The sequence below is a fragment of the Entomomonas sp. E7T21 genome, from assembly GCF_058693955.1.
In genome coordinates this window covers 1,304,987-1,323,843 of record NZ_CP191672.1, presented here as the reverse complement: position 1 = coordinate 1,323,843, position 18,857 = coordinate 1,304,987, and the positions used below count along the sequence as shown (strand labels likewise).

12 protein-coding genes are annotated in these 18,857 nt (G+C 38.0%); 2 read left to right on the top strand and 10 right to left on the bottom strand.

The window, feature by feature from the left end; all coding sequences use genetic code 11:
• Nucleotides 1-182 precede the first annotated feature (182 nt).
• The 7 genes from ACQVD9_RS06255 to ACQVD9_RS06225 form a co-directional block, all read right to left on the bottom strand.
• Complete coding sequence (locus ACQVD9_RS06255; RefSeq protein ID WP_264746723.1) at nucleotides 183-1,217, bottom strand: hypothetical protein; 1,035 nt, start codon at nucleotides 1,215-1,217, stop codon at nucleotides 183-185.
• A gap of 29 nt (nucleotides 1,218-1,246) precedes the next feature.
• On the bottom strand, nucleotides 1,247-1,450 hold the full coding sequence (locus ACQVD9_RS06250; RefSeq protein WP_264746724.1) for a hypothetical protein: 204 nt from the start codon (nucleotides 1,448-1,450) through the stop codon (nucleotides 1,247-1,249).
• 121 nt (nucleotides 1,451-1,571) lie between these two features.
• Nucleotides 1,572-2,603 carry a hypothetical protein gene (locus ACQVD9_RS06245; RefSeq protein WP_264746725.1) on the bottom strand — a complete coding sequence of 344 codons (1,032 nt, stop codon included), beginning with the start codon at nucleotides 2,601-2,603 and terminating at the stop codon, nucleotides 1,572-1,574.
• Nucleotides 2,600-7,426: a hypothetical protein gene (locus ACQVD9_RS06240; protein WP_264746726.1), complete on the bottom strand. Its 4,827-nt coding sequence runs from the start codon at nucleotides 7,424-7,426 to the stop codon at nucleotides 2,600-2,602. The genes ACQVD9_RS06245 and ACQVD9_RS06240 overlap by 4 nt, the downstream gene beginning before the upstream one ends.
• Nucleotides 7,427-7,479: 53 nt before the next feature.
• Nucleotides 7,480-8,256 (bottom strand): DUF4123 domain-containing protein, encoded by a 777-nt coding sequence (locus ACQVD9_RS06235; protein WP_264746727.1) that lies wholly within the window; start codon nucleotides 8,254-8,256, stop codon nucleotides 7,480-7,482.
• Nucleotides 8,253-10,646 (bottom strand): type VI secretion system tip protein TssI/VgrG, encoded by a 2,394-nt coding sequence (gene tssI, locus ACQVD9_RS06230; RefSeq protein WP_264746728.1) that lies wholly within the window; start codon nucleotides 10,644-10,646, stop codon nucleotides 8,253-8,255. Before tssI ends, ACQVD9_RS06235 begins: the two co-directional genes overlap by 4 nt.
• Before the next feature lie 1,462 nt (nucleotides 10,647-12,108).
• Nucleotides 12,109-14,691: an autotransporter outer membrane beta-barrel domain-containing protein gene (locus tag ACQVD9_RS06225; RefSeq protein ID WP_264745208.1), complete on the bottom strand. Its 2,583-nt coding sequence runs from the start codon at nucleotides 14,689-14,691 to the stop codon at nucleotides 12,109-12,111.
• A 503-nt stretch (nucleotides 14,692-15,194) separates the two neighbouring features.
• On the opposite strand from ACQVD9_RS06225, the gene ACQVD9_RS06220 reads away from it, so the two are divergent.
• Nucleotides 15,195-15,356, top strand: coding sequence for a hypothetical protein (locus ACQVD9_RS06220; RefSeq protein WP_264745207.1), 162 nt, complete (start codon nucleotides 15,195-15,197; stop codon nucleotides 15,354-15,356).
• Nucleotides 15,357-15,690: 334 nt separating this feature from the next.
• Complete coding sequence (locus ACQVD9_RS06215) at nucleotides 15,691-15,834, top strand: hypothetical protein (protein ID WP_264745206.1); 144 nt, start codon at nucleotides 15,691-15,693, stop codon at nucleotides 15,832-15,834.
• Between the two features lie 283 nt (nucleotides 15,835-16,117).
• Here the strand turns inward: ACQVD9_RS06215 and ACQVD9_RS06210 are convergent, their stop codons facing one another.
• The 3 genes from ACQVD9_RS06210 to ACQVD9_RS06200 form a co-directional block, all read right to left on the bottom strand.
• Entirely contained in the window at nucleotides 16,118-16,267 is a 150-nt protein-coding gene (locus tag ACQVD9_RS06210) for a hypothetical protein (RefSeq protein ID WP_264745205.1), read from the bottom strand.
• An 896-nt stretch (nucleotides 16,268-17,163) separates the two neighbouring features.
• Nucleotides 17,164-17,976: a hypothetical protein gene (locus tag ACQVD9_RS06205; protein ID WP_264745204.1), complete on the bottom strand. Its 813-nt coding sequence runs from the start codon at nucleotides 17,974-17,976 to the stop codon at nucleotides 17,164-17,166.
• Nucleotides 17,977-18,037: 61 nt separating this feature from the next.
• A complete protein-coding gene (locus ACQVD9_RS06200) occupies nucleotides 18,038-18,838 on the bottom strand; it encodes a PoNe immunity protein domain-containing protein (protein WP_264745203.1) in 801 nt (266 codons plus the stop codon).
• Between the last annotated feature and the right edge of the window lie 19 nt (nucleotides 18,839-18,857).

The following is an 18,857-nucleotide window of genomic DNA, read 5'->3' as shown; positions in this document are numbered from 1 at the left end:
AAGTTAGGCACTACAGGTTCGGTATAGCCCCAAGGCAGCAGAATTTGTGCAAATTGCTTTAGCCAGCCCCTTTTTGGGGGCTTGGCTTGAGGGGGTATCACTTCGGAGTTATAGGTAGTCGTCGTATAGTAGTTATTATTATTTATCATTTATTACCACTATCCTTAGTTTATGGTGACTAGTTATTTATTGCTACTTTGCGGCAAGCCTTGTACATGGTAGCTCATTAGATCAGGGCGACCTATGGTATCTAATTGACGGGCTTGTAAACGCATGTCACTGCAAAGTTGTTGAAAGTGTTCATCACTCATTCCCATCCAGTAGTTAGGGTCTCGACCTGTTTGCTGATCGTATTTAACCGTCACAGGGTCATTTTTGCGGTAGTAATCCCATGCAGGAATATCGGGTAACGGTTGACTAATATCCATAAAGTTTTGCAAACAATCCCATGCAGCTAAAGCATTAGCTTGATCTGGCCCTAAGGGGGCAATATGGCTTAAATCAATAATCTTTTTGGGCTGGTAACGATGAATTAACGAGAGTTTATAGTACATTACTCCTGAATTGGTAGGCACCATACCTAAATAAGCATCCCATTCATAAAAAGGGGCGCTAAAATCCCCTTTACGGTGATTAACAATAGTAACCATGCCAGTACGACGATTAAATTCCCATACGATGCCCTTTCTACCTGTAGCTAACCACCAATTAGTAGGCAACCAATTCATTACAGCATAACTAATTAACCAAATAATTAGAAAGGGTAACCAACACAAGAATGTCAAAAGTAATAATTCTAAAGCAGACCATTCTCCACCTGCAGCTAACCAACTAATAAAGAAGAATGGTACTAAAAGAATAGGAAACCATTTAGTAAGAGTTTCACCAGCAGCATGGGCATATAGCCAAAAACGGGTACGAATCGCTAAAGGGGCATAACTAAATACTTCTTCAGTTAAATCGCCCCCTAAATCTAAACGACCAGTAATAGCCTCACCCTTTGCCCGTAGCTGTTTTTCTTCTTGCCAATCCGCCACATTACGCCGTAACAGAGAGGGTAGCAGAATATCAAACATATTTTGTGAAGCCACTGGCTGGGTATTGCCCCATGGTAAGCGAGTGGCGGTTGATTTTTCTAACCCTGACCATTGGGTAGCCGCTGATTGATCAGGGATGGTTTGGGAGTTATAGGCGGTAGTACTATAGTAATTACTCATACATATTTTTGCTGTTGCTAAAATTGGGATTATTTATTACTTTTATTTGTTAGTATTTTTATTTGCTCGTTAATTAAAGATTCCTCAGTAGCCATCATAAATTCTTCATATTCTAAAGCTTTTCTCTCTATTTCAACTTGATAATTTTTAAGTTCTTCTGCTGTCATTGTTTTTTTTCTTAGCTCATGCTCTGCTAACTCTTGTTGTATGGCTTTATCCTTACAAAGCCGCAATTTTTTTGCTCTTCTAAATATATTTCCTCTAGTAACTCAATTTCAGCCTTCAACTCTTCTATATCCTTCATTGTGCACCATAATAGTAAACCTTATAGGCAATAATCCCTAACTGTAACTGCTAATTATTACTACTTTGAGGTAAGCCCTGTACGTGATAACTCATTAGATCAGGACGCCCCATAGTATTTAATTGGCGGGCTTGTAAACGCATGTCACTACAAAGTTGTTGAAAGTGTTCATCGCTCATTCCCATCCAGTAGTTAGGGTCTCGACCCGTCTGTTGATCATGTTTAACAGTCATAGGATCATTTTTGCGGTAGTAATCCCATGCAGGAATATTGGGTAACGGTTGACTAATATCCATAAAGTTTTGCAAACAATCCCATGCAGCTAAAGCGTTAGCTTGATCTGGTCCCAAGGGAGCAATATGGCTTAAATCAATAATCTTTTTGGGCTGGTAACGATGAATTAATGAGAGTTTATAATACATTACTCCTGAATTGGTAGGTACCATACCTAAATAAGCATCCCATTCATAAAAAGGGGCGCTAAAATCCCCTTTACGGTGATTAACAACAGTAACCATGCCTGTTCGACGGTTAAATTCCCATACGATGCCCTTTCTACCTGTAGCTAACCACCAACTATTAGGTAACCAATTCATTACAGCATAACTAATTAACCAAATTATAGGGAAAGGTAGCCAAAAAAATAAAACAAAAAGAAATTGTCCCAATATATCCCCAGTTCTTTCTGTTAAAACAAAAGTAAAAAAGCATGGAATCAAAATAGCTGGAAACCATTTTGTTAATGTTTCACCAGCAGCATGGGCATATAGCCAAAATCGGGTACGAATCGCCAATGGTGCATAACTAAATACTTCCTCGGTTAAATTACCCCCTAAATCTAAACGCCCCGTGACGGGCTTGCCCTTTGCCCGTAGCTGTTTTTCTTCTTGCCAATCCGCCACATTACGCCGTAACAGAGAGGGCGGCAGAATATCAAACATATTTTGTGAAGCCACTGGCTGGGTATTGCCCCACGGTAAGCGAGTGGCAGTTGATTTTTCTAACCCTGACCATTGAGTAGCCACTGGTTGATCAGGGATAGCTTGCGAGTTATAGGCAGTAGGGGCGTAATAATTACTCATGAACGTTCTTTCTCTTGCCAAAAGGGTTGACTACCATTGTTAAAATCAGGTGTATTATAGCGTGACCCATCCGTATAACGTACATTACTATTTTCGATTGTAGGCGCTGGGAAATAAAACCGTTTACCTTGATAATTAACGGCTAGTTGTACCTTGGTTTTAAACTTAGTCCAAAGTTGTTCACTAAGTGCGCCATTGCCCACTAAATGGGGGGCAGTAATAAAACGACGACCATATTGAGTATCATGGGTTTCTACCACCCTTTCTATTTTATCATCCACCCCAAAGGCTAATGCTCTGCCTACATAACGGCATTCTATTTTGTAATCCACTTTCACACCTAATAAGCTAACCAGATGATTATTCACTCGAATATCATCAGAAACACCTACTTGACGCATCATGCCATAACGTGTTTGATATGTGGAAACAGTGCGATCAGTACGGTAAATATCAATATTAATGCCTGCAAATAAACCTATTAAACGATAATAAGCTTCAGTAGGATCCAGCAGATGAGTCATTGACGTACCACTGGCACTAAAGGGGCCATTTTTTAGCCAACTTTCTAGTTGAGTATCTTGGAATAGATAAATTAACCCTGCTGCTATTAAGCCAATAATAAGTGCTGCCCACATCATGGGGGTTAATAGTAAGAAAGTAGCCCCCGCAAAATAAGGGGCAATGATAGCAAGCGCACTGGAAGCGACCATTAGCCAACGAGCAAACCGTACTAGGCTATCTTCACGCCGATGGGCAGTAGTCATTACATCATAGAGACTATTGCCTAAAGCAACTACACCTAATATAGATTGTGCAACCGCTAAACGGGAAATAGCCGAGCCTAAAGCAAAAGGAGATTTAGCGCCAAAGATTCTTGGAACTTTATTAGTATCTATATTCCAAATTACTTTACGTAACCCTGTTTCATTAATATTTTGTTTAGCCAAAAAGGCTACATAATCTTCTATTGCAAAACCTAGATCAATAAATCCAGCAATTATACCAGTCCTTCCTCTAATATCTCCATCACTATACTCTATAGCTCTAGCAAAATTATAAACCTGAAACCCTACAATAGCCGCTTTAAAATAGCCTGTATTAGCAATACGGTAAAGGCGATGCTCCACTACCTGGCGCATATTTTGTTGTTGTTGCATAATATCTCGACTAACAATACTCATATCGTTTAGATATCGATCATAAATAGCTTTTTCTCCTGCTAATACATCGCTTAGTGCCTTTTTTGCATTAATAGCTGTTTGTAATTCTGCTTGAGCCGTTGTTAATTGGCCTCGTTTAACATCTAAGTCCTCTTCAGCATGTCTAATAGCTACCCGATCTGTGCTTTGTTGTGTTTCCAACACTCTTGTTTTTGCTTCTGCCAACGCTTTTTCTGCATCTAATACCCTTAAATGTTGTTCAGAAATTCTTAGCCGTTCAACTGGATTATTAACAAGGTGTTCTTGATAAAGTCTATTTTGCTCAGCTTGTTTTAAAGCATCATTTAATCTTGCTATTTCTGCTTGGTTAGCACCACTGCCTTTGCTAATTTCTGCAGCCAATTCAGCACGGATTCGTTGTTCTTCGGCTAGCGCTCGACCATATTCAGTTTGGCTAGTTCTAATTTGTTGTTGATCTGCCAGATTTTGCTGTCTTGCACGTTCTAGTCTTATTCTTTCCTGCTCGATTGCTTGTCTTTGCTCATCACGATTTAAACTAGAAACAATGGGGGTGCTTGTGTCACCTTCATTTAGTTCAGAGATAAGACGTTCTAATTCGCTGCCTTTACGGGCAAAAATAACACCCTCATATTCAGGCATAATATCTGCTGATACACCGCCTACAGAAGAACGAGTAGTACCTGCATTTACTCCCCCTTGTCCATCTGGCACTATTCCGCCAAGGGTTTTTAAGTCATCAAAATGTAACCCTTTTAATGGCATTCTCACTAGCACACCGTCAACCATAGAGCCATCTATATAGCGTTTGAATGGCGCTATATAGGCATCTTTTAACATACCACCAAGAATATTTCGTTGGTTTTCGAATAATAACGCACGCCATACTGGTATTGTACCTTGACCATCAAACAGACGTATTCTAGCAGCGAATGCTTGAGTAGTATTACGTGTATTTGCTGATGCTTCGCCAATTAGCTCTGATATATTTTGAATAGCTAACCATTGTTTTTGTGCATAAATACTGATTTCTTGACGATAAATTTGTCGATTTAGTTCTGTTATTTGCTGTTTCTGATCATTTATTGGTCCGTCTAACTCAGCTTTTCTAGTAGTTGTTTGCTGTTCCTGTTGTTGTATATCAACTTGTTGATTAGCTACTGATTGCTGTCGACTCTGAACCTCTTGTAATTTTTGATCATAGTTTTGTTGTGCTGAGGTGTATCTGGCTAATGCAGTATTAAATTGTGGGGTGATATTATTTAACGTTTTATTTAGTGCATCAAGTTCTTTAAATGCTTTAACAAATAAACCATCAAGAATATTAGCTGCATTACTAACAGCGCCTATTAGGCCTTTTGCTACTGCAATTGTTGTATCTGTGTTGCTAGTTCCTGTTTGTCCTGCAGAAGCTTCACTGCCATAGATTAGTACAATAGTTGCTGTATCTATAGTATTTTGTTTATCCTGTGGAATATTACCACTTTCTATACACTCTGCTAGCAAATCTGGTCTAGCCCAACCTAATCCATAGTTTGGAGTGGCCGCTACTTGTTGTTTTGCATCTGCCAGATCATCTCTATTTAAGGGGGCAAATAACATTTTATGTAATGTCATTTGTGGATTTTCTATTACTGCTCTTAGAAAACTAAAATTTGCCTTAGCATCTTTAGTAAACATGGCTATATGTCTTTTACCATAATAGATACGATGGTCTGGACTCATGTAGGGGTCAATTTCTGGCGTTGGTGTTCCTAACATACCCAATGTAGTAGCTAGAAAACAATAAGCTGCCGCGTAATGTTCTTTGCTATTTAAGCTTAAGTGGTCTGCCCATATATTGAGCTGATAGGATGATTGAAATGAGGTCAGTAAATGGCGCGTAACTTCATCATAACGTGCGGCAATTACCGCTCTTTCAAGAACTCCACTATGATAAGCTAATTTTTTCTCACCTTCTGCATCTAATTTATTTAGTGCACTGCTATGGGTATTGTCTTTATCATTGATTTTTCTTGGAGATACTACTTGTTGTATGAGTAATGCACTATCAAAATACTGACGTTGTGCTATATCGGCTGTCATTTTACCCATTACTTCTTGACTACGACTAGCTGCTTGCACTGAATGACGTATACGATAGTGACTATCATCTACACATACGCAGTATATTTTACGATCTTGGGCATCTTGTAAAGCATTAATAAAAGGTTGTGCAGATGGAGCATCCCATATTGAGTTGTCTTTTTTATCATTAAATACGGCAGGATTTTCTCGTTGTACTTCGCCTATTACTTTATTGATTGAACTCATAAAGTAGCCAACTGATTCAGGCTTTTCCTGTTCATTTTGATTTTCATTTGACACTGACGAATTTGTTGTATTCACTGTAGGAGAATAAGGTACCATTGAAGAGTTAAAAATTGACTGTGTACTAAGCAGTTGGGCCACCATTGCTTTGATTTGAGTACGTTGTTCTAGGGTATATTGTAATGCTCCTAACTCTAATATTTTGCCATTAGGTAGTTCATTACCTTCTTTGGCTTGGTCTAGAAACTCTCTGGAAAAAGCTATAGCATCTGTTAGATAGCTATTTGATTCGTCATAAATATATTTACTGGGGAAATCTAATAAGTTTTCAAATAGATGATCTCTTCCCCGTTGAGGTGCCATCTCTGTGGCAGGGAAAGCTGTGCTTTGAATTTTTTGTATTGTAGTACGTACTCTGGGTAGGTCTGCATGACTACGTTGTACAGCCCCTGCATAATTACCAAAACGTGGCCTAATATAGGTTAATGCCGATGCTTCTAGTAATTCTTTACCTTTTAATAAATCTTTTGTTACTGTTGCCCAGTCTTGCGCTAACGACACAGTTCTTTGTGGATGCTTTACACTATCACCAGCAATTAATAATAAGTTTATCCGTACGGCACTTAATTGAACTTCTGAATAAAAAAAGCTAATTTCACTTGATACATCATCATTATTGTAAACACTTGGCACCCAAATCTCTTTTAACGGTGCACCTGATGCCTCTCGCTCATCTGCCTTAAAAATAAGCTCCTGATTGTCGTAATATTGTGTATCTGATAAGGCAACATCTTTATAAATTGGGTACAGTGTACCTTCCTCTTGTTCTATTTTTATTTCACGCCAGAGTTTACCTGGGCTAAACATATAAAGATATCCTTCTCTTGCTAACACAGGAGCGCCTGAGTTAGGAATACTTACTGTGCTATTGTCAACATTATGCAGTTGAGTACAAGCAATGATAGGAACTATTTGATTAATTTGTTTATCATACTGCTTTGGCGTTTGAACTACATCCATATGCAATGCAAAAGTAATTGGAGTACCTTTAGTATTAGTAATTTCTAAATAAGCCCCTAAACCACTTTTATCTTTAAGATTTTCCCAACTCCACATATAAAGGGTACTAAGTAGTTTACCTTTAGCATAGGTTGTACGCGTGGGATTTACCTCTTCTAATAGTTCTTTGTTATCAGGATAATACTTATTACCTTGATCATCCATTACAAATAGCTTTTGTTCTTCTGGGTGATCTTTACCCATTACTTGGATTATAAAACTAGGTGTATCACAAGCTATTTCTGTACAGTAACCATTAACTTTATCATTCATTATTGCACTTCCATTTTTAATTCATTTAAGCTTTTACTATATTATTTGCTGACTTATGCAAAATAATGTTCTAAGTAAATTAATCGATGCTCTAAATTATCCGTTGGCCATTCTTCTGGCTTATTTTTAGTTGGGTATTTTGCTCTGATAGCTAGATATTGCTTTAAATTAACCTCAGTATTAAAACCATCCTGTATACCTTGTTTAACCCATAAAATAACTTGGTCTATACCAGCATTATTGGTATTTTCTGTTAAGTTTTGTTGCCAATGATAGGCAAATTTTTCTTCCTGCATATCTTGTAATGCAAGGTGTTGGTTTTTTCCTAAAATGGGCGTTGGCTGTGTTTTCTGTTGGTTGCTTTGCCAATCATTAACCAATTTATTATCCCAAAACTGCCATTTATCAGACTCAAAAACTCTATTACGCCAAGTAATGTTGTACCATTCAATGCGACTAATAGGTCCTAACCATTGAGCAGCCTCTTGCTCACTCAAACTGGTAAAAAAATAACTGGCTATGTAAGGATCATAGTAACGAAATAATCCTTTATGTTCAGTTGTTACATAAACTATAAGTATATACTTAAGTTGTTGTATTACTGATTTTTTTGGAAAACTGCTAGTCACTATAAGACCTGCATTTTTTTCTAAAAAAGAACGATAATTACTAGTAGCAGTGTTATCCTCAATTAATAAAGGACTTTGCTCTTTATAATCTGCAAGCTCTGTATCTTTAAATAAATAATCTACTTGTGGTTTTTGGAATTTACCACTAAAGACTTTTTCTAATGCGCCATTTTGTTGATCTAATAATAAATATTGGGTCATGCCATTGCTCCCTGTTCTTTTTTACGACAAGGACAATCAGTTAATGGACAATCAGCAGAGGTACCACCTTGTTTCTTGCCACATAGCAGAATAATAGGAGTATGCTGTTGCTGAGCCTGTGTTATTTTATGGCTTACTACAGGCGCAGAAGTTACTTCAACGGCTTTATCCTGATTTAGTGGTAACAAAGGTGCAGCAGGAGTACCAATCATAGGAACACCCCCAGTCCATTGCGGAGTAGTCATCCAAATACCCATTGGGTTTAATACTATATGCTGTCCGCCTGCTTTGAGTGTTAAGCTCAAGCCACCATCTATAACTAGATTCATACCTGCCTTAAGATGAATTTCCTGGCCTGCTTCGATAGTTTGTACTGTACCAATAGTAGTATGTTGGCTTATACCAATGGTTGTGTGATCATTGGCTAGTAGTTGGGTTTTTCTGTCTAATTGAGTTAAATGATGTTCTTCACTCTCGTTTTTGGTGTATCTGTTCTTTTTAATGGTTTCTGAGTGTTCGTTATTAACTTGTAGATGGCTGTTATTGTTTACTTGTACTGTGTGGTTATTTTTTGTGAGTTGATCAAAGTCTTTTTGGCTTTGCACAAAGATTTGTTCTTGACCCGCTTTGTCTTCTATTCTTAACTCATTAGAACCAACACCACCTTTTGATGAGCTTGTTTTGAAGACACTTCTGGTTTTATTTGCAGGAAGATCGTAAGGGACTTTGTTAACCCCATTATGAACTGCGCCTTTGATTAGGGGTTGATCTGGATCTCCTTCTAGGAAATCTACCATGACTTCCATACCCACTCTAGGTATTACTACCGTACCATAACCATCATGTGCCCAGTTACTGGCTACTCTAATCCAATGGGAAGAGTTTTCATCCATAGTACCTTCACGATCCCAATGGAACTGAACCTTCACGCGACCATATTCATCACAGTAGATTTCTTCACCTGCTGCGCCTGTGACAATGGCTGTTTGACTACCCAGTACTTTTGGTTTTGGATGGGTATGTTGTGGTCTAAAGGGCACTTCTTGGGGTATGGCATTAAATACATTGAAGTAACCCTGTTGTTGATTTTGAGCAGGGAATTCCAACTCTAAGCTAGTATTGGGATCAAGGTATTTATCCAGTTGGCTGGGTAGGGTAGTATTAGTGGCGCTGGCTTCTCCACCAAAAGCCTCTAATACCTGTGGTTGGTATGCTTTATGTTTAATTTGAGTAATAAGCCAAGGTTTAGTAGCATCTAGGGTATCTAAACTAGGATGATCTTCTATACTAATATAATAACCACTATGTAAGGTAGGTATATCACTATAGCCTTCTGCTGTTAAATGCTCTACGCGTAAACGTTCTATTTGTACTTTAGCGAGTTGCTCATTTCTCGCTTTATCCATCCCAGTGGAAGGATAATCATAAAACTCTAGGTTAGGTTCTGTGGCTGAATTACCTTTTTGACTTTGTTTACCCTCACTTGTGCCTTCAGGGATCTTCATATTAGTAAAGTTATAATCACGCCAAGCCGCTGTTTGGGTTTTAGAGGCTAAAGACACATCAAAATATTTTAAAGCCTGAGTATCCGCCACCATTCCCGTATCATTCATAAACTTAACGGCTTCAGCCACACTAGGGAAAAAAGGCATGGCATCGGTAAAAACCATCTTATGGGCATTAGCAGAATGTTGGAAGTGATAAGCTATTCCTTCCTCTTGGCAAAGACGCGATACAAAATGATAGTCGGATTCATCATATTGCACACAAAAGTCTCGTACAGGATACATACTGGCGTCTTTAAATTGATACGCAAAGCCTGATTCAGCATTCTCCATAATACCGTGTTCTTCTAAAATAACTTTAATAATCTCAGGCGTCGTTTTACCCACAAATTTACGCTGATTCACTCTTCTCATTAGATTAGAAAAACGTGGCGTAATCACCATAGAAAATGTCGCATAATGCTGCCCAACAGCACCACGCTTAACGGATTGAACAACTCCATGAATACCAGAGCCAGACTTACCTTCAGGCGTAAAAGCTAAAAACACAGACTTACTTAATAACTGGGTGATATCAAAGCGTACATGCTTATTGACTAACACCACTTCAAACGCATAAGGTGAAGAGATACCTTCGGTACCCATAAAGGATAAGACTTGTAATTTATCTAAAGCGGTTTCAACGTTAGCATTAGAAAGAGTATCTTTTAGACCACCACTTAACGCAGTAGTAAGCGTAGAAAAGGGATCTAAGGATTTTGCACTGCTAGCCAAAGAAGAGAGTTTATCACCTATACTACTGCCTGTATTACTAGATAATCCTGTAGCAGAATTTGATTCATCCCAAAACAACTGGAAGTGGCTGTCATTAGCTTTATAATACATTCTGTAACTTCCCTAATATAATTTTAGTATAACAGTAAGTAATATATCTCCACTTACTGAGAGCCAGATAGACTCCATTATTGGGTTTAATTATAAACTAAAATACAAAATCATATATAGATTTTAGTACAACTAAGTCCAATTAAACATTTATAGAGAGAAAAGGCTCCAAAAACTAAAAGGGCTTAAAGGAAAAGATATTAAAGGGTAAAGGACTTATCTTGAAAAGGCTTTTAAAAGGTTTGTGTACATTAAAAAATGACATGATATTCACTCTTAAATCTATATAGAGTACAATAAATAACAGCATATCAATTTGATTTTCAAAGTAGTTTAACTTGTACATCATATTGTACAATAAAATTGGTAATTTACTAAAATATCTTGAATAATTAATAGGATAGATAACTGATGAGAATCTCGTTTTCCGCCCCATATTCAATTTCTTATTAAAAATCAAAAGCTTATATTTAGCTATTATTATTCTAATTTTATTACTATTCACTATCTTAATTTATCTAATTCGTTGATATATGGTATTTTTTAGTACTTTTCTCAAGTGGTTTTTTCTCCATTTTTAATAATCTATGATTAATCAAATGGCACCATAATGGTACCTAAATTTAAAAAATTCATTATTAATTAAAATAACCCTTTGGTAATTCAATTATTTTTCCTATGATTCTGAGTCGTACGTTACGCCACACCTTTATCTAGAGATATTTATAGCTTTATTTTTAGCCATTAATTCTATTATCGTTGCATCCTCTTTTAGCAGATGTATTTCAAATCTGGCAACCCCCAGAAATAAAAAACTTCAAATTTCAATAGTATGTACTGTAATGTTGGCTAATTTATGTTATCTGTCTGGTCAAACAAACTTCCGTGAACTACTAGATACAAAATGTGCATTATTTAACTCAGAAATAGAGTTAGTTAAAAGCACAACTTAATGTAGTAACTAACCCATACCAAGTATTAGGAGATTATTATAAATAAACCAAAACAAGTTATTTAATTATATTAATCTATTAACTTATACTGTAGCAGTGAAACCCAAAAATCATATCAATTATTGTAACAGTATGCCATTTTCATTGTTACTAAAGTAAATTTAGAGAATAAGAGCCTTAAAAGTCAATTGAGGAAATAATAAAAAATAAGACTTTTCAATTTTTATAAAAATACTTAAAAAACTATTAATTGAAACTTAATCAAAAAATTAACTATTAATCAATCAGTCATAAATTTAAACCCTACTCTACCCTCCAACTGCTACTTTTTACTTTCACAAGCTTACTGTTCTATAAAGTTAAATAAAAACTATAAAGACATCTTTACCTTCTTTTTTTGTTGCAGCAGAAACGCTTGAAAGTTATGTACATACGTATAACCCTCGACGCCTACCGCGCCCTTGGCAAAGAACAATGAAACACATGGCGACTGTTCAGGGAACATTGCTCTAAAAAACGAAGCGGTAGCCAACGTTTACCTGCTTCTTGTCAAAACGGCTGCCACTTGCATAGTCCACGTCCACATAGAGGGAATGACGGTTTGCGATCTCGCCCGTTACCCCCAGCCCTAGGTCCAGCCATTCTCCCTTGTAGTTGTAATTATTGTGGAACACTTTGTTGTAATGCACGTCCACATCGGCCGTGAATTCCCTCACATAACCGGCCTTGAGATAGACATTCAGCGGTATCTGGCTTTCCTTGAGGTTATAGCCCATTAGCCCGCCGGCACGAAGCAGTGTGGAATCATATGCGCTCATCTTCGTATCCAAGCCGTTGTCAGAAGAAAAGGATACCTTATTTTGATACGTATACACCCCCTGCACCTGCGGTTCCACGTAAAAACCCTGCCGCTTTTCGGCAAAGTAAAACCGTTTACCGATTTCCAAGCCAAAAGTGTAGGCGTTGCTCGAACCATCTCCTTTAACCGTCATGCCTTGGCTGTCCGAGGTCTTAAACTGGTTCCGGATATGCGATACTTTGGCAGTGGCGTCGATATAGAGATCGTCCTCGGTGCCCCAAAGCGCATACAGACCAGCATGGAAGCTCTTCATATCACTGCTGGACTTGTCATGCTCTGGGCTGCCCCACGTATAGCCACCCATGACACCCACAAAAAACTTGTCACTGATCGAACTCAGGTTTTTATCAGCCCCGAACTGAATTCCGTAATAATCCATGGAATATTTGGAAAGTTGATGAAACTCTGTGGCGTCCAAACGGCCGACAAAGCTCCTTGCCCATACGTCACCCTCTCGAGTGTGTCTAAGATCGCCCATCCTTTGCAACAATGTCTGGAGCTCAATATAAGTTATAACGTAGTTGGTAGTTATGAAGTTGGACGATGTTTCGGCTGGTCTGTTAAGATCGGGTGGAACCCCAGTTCCAGTTCCACCTCCACCTCCACCGCCACTACCACCACCGCCGCCACCCGGTTCAGTCACGCCCCCGTCGGCCACGAGATACCAGTGTCCATCGCTGTTTTGAATGAGCTTGTAAGTATATTGGCCTATGTCCACCGATTTTCCCTGATAGAGCGAAAAGCTCCCGCCGCCATCAACGCTGTGCACGAGTTTCAGTACTTCCTGCCCGTTGACAGCCACGCTACCGAGTCCGAGCTGTGCACTGGGGACAAGCAAACTGTGGCTACCGTTGGTGTTGGTGACATGAATAAGGTCACCGTCGTTGTAAGCACCTGCCCCAATCCCATTAACATGAGGCCGCAATTCAAAATTACCGTTGCCTGATAGATTGAGAATGTCCAGTTGCACCCTGTTGGCCGCCCCATTCATATTGTAGTTCTGCGCCCCCAGATACACCCAAGCTCCGTCGGTCAGGGAAAGATTGGACACAGCGGAGGCGTATTGGGTGCCTGTGGCCCCGTTGGCCGCGGATATACGGTTGGATTGGGTGACATACCAAGCAGTTCCTGAGCCATTCAGAGAAATATCGGCATTGCCCCATTCAATCGCGCTGGAGCCTTTGAGCCAACTGTTACCATTGAGAGTAAACGTGGCTGTCGTGCCCGCCCCAGTGAAAAGGTCACCCGTGAGATTACTACTGTCATTAAGGGTCACCGTCGTGCTTCCGCCAGGCTCCGTATTGACATTACCGACCCAGCGGCTGGCGTCGTTAAGGGTAAATGTTGACTGACTGCCACCCAAAGTGGTCAGGTCGCCACTAATCGTGGTGTTATCATGGGTGGTGAAGGTCAGTATGCCGCTCCCGCTCACGTCCATGTTACCAGTGTATGAAGCGCTGTCCCACAAGGTGAAGTGCGAAGTGCCACTGCCTTGTACAGTAAGGTCGCCATCCACGATCGAAGTGCCGCTTGCATAGAGATCAAGGACCGAGGAGCCGCTTTCGGATATGATCGGGCCCTGTAGGCTGGCTGAGTCACTGAGATAGAGTGTGAGCTTGCCGCCAGAGGTCACTGTCAGACCGCTGGACATTGTCGTCCTGTCCTTGGCGCGGACAGTGATGTTGGTTGAGGAACCTCCAGTGATCTGGCCGCTAATTTCAGCATCATCTGCCAAATTCAACTCCACCATGCCACCAGAACTCTCAAGAAGCAAATCGCCGATATAATGTGCGTTTCCGTAGAGGTAGATGTTCGCGTGCGCTCCATTGTTGATGTCCAGAACCCCGTGAAAGGTCGAGTCGCCTCCGGCCGTCAGGTATAGATGCCCTCCCAAGGTGCCTTCTATACGTCCAGTGACGGAAACGTCGTCCAGGGTCGAGACTCTGACTATACCAGTGTCGTGAACTGTTAGGTTGCCCTGAAGAATATCGTCCCCACTGAAGGTATAGGACAAATCCTGTCCAGAACCGACATCTATGTCTCCAGTATAGACAGTTGCTACGGACGAACCAGCATGGAAGAACAAAGCAAAAAACAAGGTCGCGATACAGCTAGTAATTTCAACATTATGTGTATGAGTATTAAATATCTCTTTTTCTTCATAAATCTGCGCTGTATTCTTCTTAATAGCAGATTCCAGATTTTTTAATGAAAAAGTTTTCACTATTGTCATACACCATATCCCCAAAAATATTCTTAACATTACATACAGGTGATTTTATCTGTATATTCATATTTAACTCTTAAAATAACGATTTAGATTATTTTTTAAGTCAAGCATATTTCATAAGATTTATTAGAGCAATGCGACGATATGCTTAAAGTTTAAATGAATATCTTTCAAATCACACATAGATATATTTGGGAATAGTCCACTATGTTGTTCGCGTTTTTATTTGTTTGTTGAGTAAATATTTAATAAGGCATGAGTTAAAAATTTACTTTTCTCAACTAACAGGTATTTTCAAAAACTGTGATATGCCAGTGAGTTCAAGTCGGTATTTAGCCTTAAACGAGCAAAATAATTTAATGATAGCACTATTAATACTAGCTAGGCTGTCAAATTATTTAGGGCACAAGCTTATATCATTCATTACAGTTCTATTAGCAGCCATCGGTTGTTTAATTTTCTATCATGTCTCATCAAGTAGTTCTTCTCTTTTTATTGGCAGATTGATGCAAGGCTTATCCTATGGTTTGTATTCTATAGCTACCTATGCTGTAGACACCGCTCCTGAATCCCCTATCTGGTTAGGTACTACCGTAATCAGTGGCTCACCCATGCTTGGACTAACCTGCGGAGCATTTGGTTCAGGTTTACTGAAGGAGTCAAGCTAGGGTCAACAATATTAGTTTTTGAAGTTCTTTTAGCCATATTAATTATTTGTGCTGTTTTATTTATATTCAGCATTGAAACTATTGGGCAAAATAAATGTAAAGGTGTTATACGCTCTTTAATTCCACAGATATATGTTCCAAAATCAGTTAGAAAATATTTGCCTGCTACAACCTGTATATTTATTGAGATATTGGCTATTGAGGGTCTTTATCAAGTATACAGTTTAACGATGGCATTTCAACAACTTGGTATAACTAATAGTATTGTGGCTCCCAATCTAATTGGTGGTTCCATTGCGGGAAAATTAATCCTATTAAAGCTCAGAAATTGGAAATGATATTATTTTTAGTTAGTATTGTTGCGGTGATCTTATTTTTACATCTAGCTAGTTTTATTCCCTTTCTTATTGCTAGTATTTTTGCAGGCATAGCTTGGGGAGCAATATTTACAGGCTTTATGCGTTCTCATCTTAAATGAAACAAATGAAAAAGATAGGGCTAGTGTCCTTTCTACTATATTTTTTATTTCTTATAGTGGGGCTACCATACCTAATTTGATCGTTAGCCAAATTGCTCATAAATCTAGTTTTATTGAATTAGCGATTGGATATGGTTTCTTAATGACTTTAACTTGTATTTTAACGTTAGTTTTTACAAAAAATTTTAGATAATATTTAATTAAGAAAGCTATAGCTACAGCCCATATAGGCTGTAGCTATAGTAAAACATTGTTAGTAGTTATTAAGGTATTGGTTAAAAAATTAAGTTAACTTATTCCATAGAATCAAATCTGCACGATAATACAAATCTATGCCATTAGCTTTTGGCACAATAACAAGCTCTTTAGGCTCTGCGGCTAATTTATAAGCATTATCAATGCAGCCACGAGAAGGGGCGATTTCACCAACCACAAGTAATATCGGTCTAGGTGAAGTGGATTCAATATCATTGAATGGATAAAAGTCATAAATTTGGCATAGGTAGCAGCTATACTTCTGCGATCATTAGAAACAACTTTTCCTCTTTCTGTCTGGTAAAAGTCATTTGACTCTTTTCCTTCAATAAATTCAGGATCATTTAGCTAAAACCTCATCTACAGAATAATATATACCCGTTCTTTTCGCATGATCTCGTGCGGCTAACGCTCAGTTAATAAATTGCTCTTTAGTTTCTCTCATTTCATTATTAAATTCTGACTGAGTTTGGTCTGATATTACTTTATTCATTATAGCTTCCTCAATCCTTATACTAATAATTATTTGATAACAATAACATTTATATTAGAGATGACTATCTTAATGTTGTATTTATCAATTATAAATTGATGATTTTTAAAGCGATATTTTGAGTAATAAACTTTACCACTCAACCTTTGAATAACTTGTTAAGTTAAAATTATCCATATCTGGAATATTAGCTTTGTAATTTGGGAAATCTACTCTCTTACAGGGTTTGACAACATTGTTTCATTGAAATAAAATTGACGGTACCAGAAATGGCGCCAAAGTGCGTTCTGGTAAAAATTAATTTAATTAAAAACAACATGTTATAATCTGAGTTCGAGTCTCGTTTCCCGCTCCAATTCATATGTTATTAACATCCAGTAAGTTCCAAGATTCTATATAAATCACATAGTTATAGTTTTTCAGGTGCTTATAGTTTCCATTAAAAACCTATTTAAGCCTGAAAAATTTAGTACATAAATTAGTACATCTGTGATTTTGAAATAGTACATGTCTATTTCCGTTTTCTCATTAACAACATCACCGCGTTAATCTACATTGTATTAACGTTTGTATTTGTTACGTTATGAGGAAAATGTCATGTCAAAACTAACTGACCTTAAAATCAACACGGCTAACGACTCATTAGCCACTAATAGAGCACTAATAAAGGACGAACTATCATTATCCATCGTATTATCAGTAATAACTAAATATAACGCAGGCTCTTCGTTATCAATTAATTGATTGGCGTTAAAAGGCCCTTCTTGATTTGACTCTATATATTGAAACTCGAGGGCAAGTGTTAGCTTTAATTCGTTATACGCACGTCGAATGAGTATTTCGGTATCTTGTCTTCGTTCATGCTGATTTAACTGTAAAATAGTTAGAGTATCACCATCATCCATTTGGCTTAATCGGTCATACAAATTGGATAAAATCCACTGATAGGACTCTAAATAAAACCATTTATTTGTCTCACTAAAAGCAAATACTTCATGAGCTGAATAACTTTGTTCAGCCTGATTCGCTAATAAGTCATCAGTCGATAAATTTTGAGGGGTAATGACAACACTACCGAGCACAGCCAATGATTGCATTGACCAGTCTTGCCATTTTTCATCGCGGAGTTTTATTTCCTCACTCCAAAGAGCGATTTTTTCCTCGCTTAAACCATAGATAAAAAGGCGGAGACCAAAAAGCATACCCGTCACCGCCACTGTAATTCCGACAAGAATCACAACAAAGAAGGTATTATTATTGTTAACACTATCGGAGAAAAAGAATAGCGTTATCAGTATGGCTAATGCAAAAACCAATAGGATGATACACAACCAGTTCCAGAGTTTAATTGGTTGTGGCGGAGGTAATTTTGCTATGTCTGACTTAGGCCACATGATATCCACCTTATGTCTTATTTTTTATATCTCAATAGTTTTACACGAGCCAAGGTTATTTTTATTGCTTATTTCGTGCGTACGCCACCATGTCTTTAGGGTAATACATAAAATGCTGTAAGCTACTGTCGTCAATATTTTTTAAATATGCGACTGCCGCTGCTTCAAAACACCAGTAACCATAGAATGAGCAATAGTCACGTGAATCCTCTTGCTGTGATAAGTGAATATCAATATATTCATAACCTGCTTTACGTAGTCCGTCATACCAGCGACATAAATATTCATCTAAGTATTTTAAGGTTTCTTTTGGGGTTTCAGCATGTATCGCTTTATAAAGAGGATTTCTAAAACTGAGCCCTCTTGGCGTGTTAGCTTCGGTAATAGGATAGTTAGGGATTTTCATCGCAATTAAACTATCAATCGCCTTTTCTCTATTTTCCTGATCAAGATCGGTCGCTTTAACAATCGTTTCAAACCAGTCTTGTCTGTCAAATAAGATACATAATCCCAATAAATTTGAAAGAAACTCACTCTCAAAGTACTTACTAAAGCTATTTAATTGCGTCACAAATTCATTATTTTTTACCGATGAATGTCTAACCACAAAATCTATAGCTTCTGTGGTAAGTTCTACTATAGAAACCATCAAGGGTGGTAATTCTGAAATAGATTTACCCGCTGTATAGTCTAAACACAATTGTTCATATTGAAGAAAAACCATCGGTTCAGTAAAAGGCTCTTTAGTTGTTTTCATATGTTTATCATATTCAGAAATTTCCCAATTCAAAATTTTTTGAAAATAGTGATAAAAGTCCTCATCTAATAATTTTTGACGGCGTTGTTGTTCAAATTCTGACATTATTATTTCTCCTATTATG